This window comes from Mesorhizobium sp. M5C.F.Ca.IN.020.32.2.1 (assembly GCF_004023105.1).
GTDB lineage: Bacteria > Pseudomonadota > Alphaproteobacteria > Rhizobiales > Rhizobiaceae > Mesorhizobium > Mesorhizobium wenxiniae.
This window is the reverse complement of the sequence record NZ_RZSX01000524.1, coordinates 1-4,575: the sequence shown is the minus strand read 5'-3', so window position 1 is coordinate 4,575 and position 4,575 is coordinate 1. Positions and strand designations below refer to the sequence as shown.

General features: G+C 60.0%; 8 protein-coding genes. 2 read left to right on the top strand and 6 right to left on the bottom strand.

Going from position 1 to position 4,575, the window contains the following annotated elements; genetic code table 11:
• Both EOA86_RS23375 and EOA86_RS23370 read right to left on the bottom strand, forming a co-directional pair.
• Positions 1-280: HD domain-containing protein (locus EOA86_RS23375; RefSeq protein ID WP_128343824.1), on the bottom strand; the 280-nt coding region annotated here is incomplete at its 3' end.
• 203 nt (positions 281-483) lie between these two features.
• A complete protein-coding gene (locus EOA86_RS23370) occupies positions 484-723 on the bottom strand; it encodes a hypothetical protein (RefSeq protein ID WP_127313715.1) in 240 nt (79 codons plus the stop codon).
• Positions 724-974: 251 nt separating this feature from the next.
• On the opposite strand from EOA86_RS23370, the gene EOA86_RS23365 reads away from it, so the two are divergent.
• Positions 975-1,316, top strand: coding sequence for a hypothetical protein (locus EOA86_RS23365; protein WP_128343823.1), 342 nt, complete (start codon positions 975-977; stop codon positions 1,314-1,316).
• 53 nt (positions 1,317-1,369) lie between these two features.
• Here the strand turns inward: EOA86_RS23365 and EOA86_RS23360 are convergent, their stop codons facing one another.
• The 4 genes from EOA86_RS23360 to EOA86_RS23345 form a co-directional block, all read right to left on the bottom strand.
• On the bottom strand, positions 1,370-2,776 hold the full coding sequence (locus tag EOA86_RS23360) for a PAS domain S-box protein (protein WP_245497353.1): 1,407 nt from the start codon (positions 2,774-2,776) through the stop codon (positions 1,370-1,372).
• 173 nt (positions 2,777-2,949) lie between these two features.
• Positions 2,950-3,114, bottom strand: coding sequence for a DUF3309 family protein (locus EOA86_RS23355; RefSeq protein WP_065007862.1), 165 nt, complete (start codon positions 3,112-3,114; stop codon positions 2,950-2,952).
• Positions 3,115-3,469: 355 nt separating this feature from the next.
• Entirely contained in the window at positions 3,470-3,691 is a 222-nt protein-coding gene (locus EOA86_RS40565; protein ID WP_128343821.1) for a hypothetical protein, read from the bottom strand.
• Positions 3,692-3,699: 8 nt separating this feature from the next.
• Positions 3,700-3,882, bottom strand: coding sequence for a hypothetical protein (locus EOA86_RS23345; RefSeq protein ID WP_127313712.1), 183 nt, complete (start codon positions 3,880-3,882; stop codon positions 3,700-3,702).
• Positions 3,883-4,052: 170 nt separating this feature from the next.
• Here EOA86_RS23345 and EOA86_RS23340 point away from each other — a divergent pair, with 170 nt between their 5' ends.
• Positions 4,053-4,484 (top strand): hypothetical protein, encoded by a 432-nt coding sequence (locus EOA86_RS23340; RefSeq protein ID WP_127313711.1) that lies wholly within the window; start codon positions 4,053-4,055, stop codon positions 4,482-4,484.
• Positions 4,485-4,575 lie beyond the last annotated feature (91 nt).

Sequence of the window (4,575 nt, the reverse complement as noted above, 5' to 3'; positions counted from 1 at the left end):
CTCTGCGCACGAAAGCGGGGTTGTCCTCGTCCGCCCGGCGTGTCAGGGCATCGACTGCCGACACGATGGATGTTCCAAAACCAACCGCCTCGAGCCGATCGCGGTCCCAACCGTCGCCTTTCTCTAGAACGTCGTGAAGATAGGCAACGGCCTTCTGATCGAGCGTTTCGACGGCGTCAACGACCCGGCGGCAATGTTCGATATAGGGCCGTCCGGTCTTGTCCGTCTGCCCGACATGAGCGTGTTCGGCGATTTTTGCCGCGCGGTAGAGCACGCTCACTGCTTCGATCCTTGCTGGCCTGTGTATTGATGCAACCGGCATTTGCTCCCGTGCACAACGTGCCTCAAAACGGGTGTGGCACCGTAGCCCCGTGTCACCGAACGCGCGACGATTGCCTGAGGTTCCAGAGCGCGGGCAAGGCTCCGGCACGTCGGAAGGAAACACCGTTATAGGTTGCTAGCCTGAGCGACAGTTCGAGACGGCTAACCGCCGTCGGACGGTCCATCGACAATCCCGGAACTGGGCAGAATCCCAAAATCCTGTGACTTGGCACCTTGTGCTGCCGTCAAAAATCCGTCTGCATGAAGACCGCGCCGCAGCAACTCTCTCACCGCCGCCGACCGGCTTGGCATGCGCCTTTCGAAGCGCCAGTTTTCCAATGCAGCCAATTCGTCAGCATTTAGCATGATCTGCAGTCGTTCGGGTCTTTCCAGGTCGGCCATTTTTGCCTCCAGCCGCTCAAAATTAGTAATTGTCTAAGAATTAGGAAGAGTCTCATCACCCGTCAAGGCTGGTTCATGCGCTGTCGGCGTGAAAGGTTGACAGTTACTGTGAGGCATCAACTGCACAGTCCGCGCCATATGCTAACTTATTGATTTCACGAGATAATTTTACTGATCCCCTTGCCATTCGGATCGTCATGGCGCATGCTTACCAACGAGGGACAAACCGCTCCTGAAAAAGAGGGTTTTCCATGAGATACGGTTACTCGGCTCATTTGTGTCAAGACGTTAACCTGCAAGTTAGGGCAGCCGCCCGCTATAAGGGAATGGTCAATGTCACCGCAGTGGCCGAGGCCGTGCGGCTGCGAAACCTCGCAGAAAACGTCGCGCTTGAAGACATCGAATGCCTGGTACTGCAAGCGGCCCAGTTCTGCGGGGCGGCCATGGAATTCGACAGCCTCACAGTTTTTGAATCACATAACGACCATCGGCACTCAGTGAATTGCGATGCTCTGCCTGGCAGCGGCGGCTGCGATGTTCTGCAGGACAGGACTGTTTCGCTCTATCATCGCCAGCCGGACCGAACGCAATAGGTCCGGCGTCAGCACAGTCGGTCGGACGGGAAGGTTCAGCTTCACGGGCGCTTTCAAAGGGCCGCGTTATCCGCGACAGACGTCTGGACGAAGGGTAGCGGCGCCTCGAGCGTCCAGGTGACGCCTTGCTCGTGGAACTCCAGCCGCCCGCTGCCGCTGAGCGCCTGCGGCGCCACCCGCTCGAGAACGACCACTCCGAAGCCGCGCCCCCTGACAGCGTCCAGGACCGGCCCGTCCAACTCATGCCAGACCAGTCGAAAGGTGTCGGCGCCGTCGCCGGCAGGGATCACATTCCAATCGATTTCGACGCGTCCGCCGCTACAGGACAGCGCTCCATGTTTTGCCGAATTGGTGGCGAGTTCGTGGAAGGCGATACCGAGATACTGGACGGCGTTCGGCTGCAGTATCACCATTGGCCCGGCCATCGACACGCGGGACTGCGCTGCAAAGGCCTTGAGCTGTGCCTGGATGAGCTCGCCGACCGTCGCGCCGCGCCACTCGGCATTGACCAGGAGATCGTGGGATTCCGAAAGCGCCATGATGCGCTCCCGAACCTGCCCGAGGAAAGCCTCAGGTGTGCTCGTCAGCCTGCTGGTCTCGCGGATCATCGAGATGATGACCGAAAACTGGTTCTTCACCCGATGATTGACCTCGCGCATGAGCAGACGGATGCGCCGCTCGTTCTCCTTGTGAGAACTGATGTCGCGCGCGATCTTGGAGGCGCCGACGACCCGCCCGATCCCGTCGCGGATCGGCGAGACGGTGAGCGAGACCGAAACGAGCGTGCCGTCCTTGCGCAGGCGCATCGTCTCATAGGAGGGGACGCGTTCGCCGGCGCGGATGCGGCTGATGATCGAGACTTCCTCGTTGAGACGGTCGGGCGGAATGAGCATCGTCACCGGCCGGCCGATCGCCTCGGCAGGCGTGTAGCCGAACAAGCGCTCTGCAGCATCGTTCCAACTGGTGATGATGCCATTAATGTCCTTCGACACGACGGCGTCCATCGACGACTCGACAATGGCGGCAAGACGCATGCGGGCTTCATCGCCCAGCGTCTGGGTGCGCAGGTCGAGCAGCGTGTTGATGGCACCGACAACATGACCCGCTTCGTCGCGAAGCAGGCGTGGGTGAGCCCTGAACGGGACAAGTTCGCCATCCGGCCGCTCCGCAATCGCCTGATCCCATGAGACATCCCGTCCTTCGCGCAGCGACACAGCCATCGGACACTCGCCATGCGCCATATCGCGACCGTCGAGATGACGAAGCTTCCACGAACCGCACCATAGGTCCCGACCGATAACGGGACGATGGCCCCAGAGCTCAGCTGCGGCTTCGTTGAAGAAGGTGATGCGTCCCTGCCCGTCGACTGTGTAGATGGCGACCGGCAGTGCCTGCATCAGATCGGCAGCGGGAATGCCCGGAACTCCGAGGCCGCTATCGGCTTGTTCAACGAAGTTCACTTATGGCGCCATTCTCGTGGGATTTCCGAGCGGCTATAATGCACTTGAGCGATTTCGGTTCCGTCCGGACAATCATGTGCGCCCCCTTCGCCTGCAGCCGCCACATTCCTGGACAAGGTGTACTAGCGCGACACAGGATCACCCTGAAGTTATCGGCCTAAATCGAGCGGGCACTAAATGCGTCCGAGAAGGACCAGGATAATGACGATGAGTAGCACGAGACCGAGGCCGCCGCCACCATAATAGCCGGTGCCGTAGAACGGCCCGCCACCCAGACCGCTGAACCCGCCAAGCAAGACAAGGATCAAAATGATGATGAGTATGGTTCCGAGGGTCATGGTGGTTCTCCCATTCTTGCGCCTTCGCGCCATACAAGGGCACGTCCATGCGCCTGTTGATGACGGTATCAACTCCCAGAAGGGCCTTCCTGTTCCACCGGAAGTAGCATCGTGTCGCTCGTCTAGCGGGAAAAAGCCGGTAGGCTGACGAGAAAGCCCGCCGGCCGGGAGACAGCGGGCGACAGGCTTTTTCTGCCTCGGACCGCCTGGAGGGGGCAATCACAGCAAGGGTGCCTGACGCGGGCCTGCCGAGGCGGCGCTCACAGTCAGCCGGTTGATGATGTTTGGCACCTCGCCATTTTCAGCAGAAATGCAAGGTGCCAGGCCGCAGGCTTCGCCGGGAGGTGAATACGATTCACCTTCCTTGGTGTGCCGGTCGGGTGCCGCCCCCCTTCTTTTCCGAGTCATGAGTATGGTGGCTGTCGCGTTCGCCTCCGCCGCCTGAGATCTTGCTGCGGCTGCGCTGATCGGAATCGGCTGGCGGCTTTTCTATCACCTGCGGTTTCTTGGCATTCTCGTGCGATGCGCCAGGACCGCCATGGCGGATGCTGGCGCGGGTCTTCTTCGACGTGGACATGAAATCACCTAACGGTCCTGCTGGTAGCCTTGATGGGTCGTATTGACCCTCGTGTTGCCCTGCTGGCCCTGTTTGTCGGGATTTGGGGCGGAATGGCCGTGCTGCGTTTGGTCGACGGGAATCGACTTCTTATCGCCTGGACCCTTAGGGCTCTGGTTCTCTGCCGGAACGGGTGGTGGTTTTGTGCTCATGACGTTCTCCTTTCACTAGCCAAAACAAGCAGGCCCCCGAGAAGGTTCCTGATACGAACCCTGCGAGGGGCAAACTCCTAACATTGCCAATTCCGGCCTTGTCGGCGCGTCGCAGCGCAATAATCTTCTGTGAGGGCGTGGGCGCTTCGACCTATTGAAAGGAGCCGACCATGAAACACCAAACACTCGACCAACTGCAGACAATTGCAACAGTTGAGCCTTCGGCGACATACCCGACCATGTCTCGGACGCAGCGGATCGAGCGTTGGGCAAAGCTTCTCGATCAAAATCCACGGCGTTGCCTCGGGGCGCTTTCAGGCACCGAATATCTCAGTCCTGAAGCCCGTGCCGTAGCGCGTGGCGCGGGGTCGCCGATCACCGTTGCCTATGAGGATCCGGTGCTGCGCGCCATGGGTCTGAAAGATGACACCTACGGTGAGGCAAAGCGCTTCTTCGAGCTGAGTGACTGGCAGTTGCACAACATCGTCTGTCACTGCCACGTCGGTGCTACGATGCAAGCGCGATGGGCTGCCGCCAGAGTTCGCCGGACAATTACCGGCAACAGACTTCTGGCTTGGCTGAGGGCAAGGTTTGTGCATTGAGGCCAGCGCAGAACGGTGACGACAAGTCTTGATCGTTCTCGTTAGCGGCTGGCCGCCAGATGCTGGTGGCGTCGCCGGCAACGCAGTGGAT

Excerpts from the sequence above, each read along its gene's own strand:
- EOA86_RS23370 (WP_127313715.1), bottom strand. The coding sequence starts at position 723 with ATGGCCGACCTGGAAAGACCCGAACGACTGCAGATCATGCTAAATGCT.
- EOA86_RS23365 (WP_128343823.1), top strand. The coding sequence starts at position 975 with ATGAGATACGGTTACTCGGCTCATTTGTGTCAAGACGTTAACCTGCAA.
- EOA86_RS23355 (WP_065007862.1), bottom strand. The coding sequence starts at position 3,114 with ATGACCCTCGGAACCATACTCATCATCATTTTGATCCTTGTCTTGCTT.
- EOA86_RS40565 (WP_128343821.1), bottom strand. The coding sequence starts at position 3,691 with ATGTCCACGTCGAAGAAGACCCGCGCCAGCATCCGCCATGGCGGTCCT.
- EOA86_RS23345 (WP_127313712.1), bottom strand. The coding sequence starts at position 3,882 with ATGAGCACAAAACCACCACCCGTTCCGGCAGAGAACCAGAGCCCTAAG.
- EOA86_RS23340 (WP_127313711.1), top strand. The coding sequence starts at position 4,053 with ATGAAACACCAAACACTCGACCAACTGCAGACAATTGCAACAGTTGAG.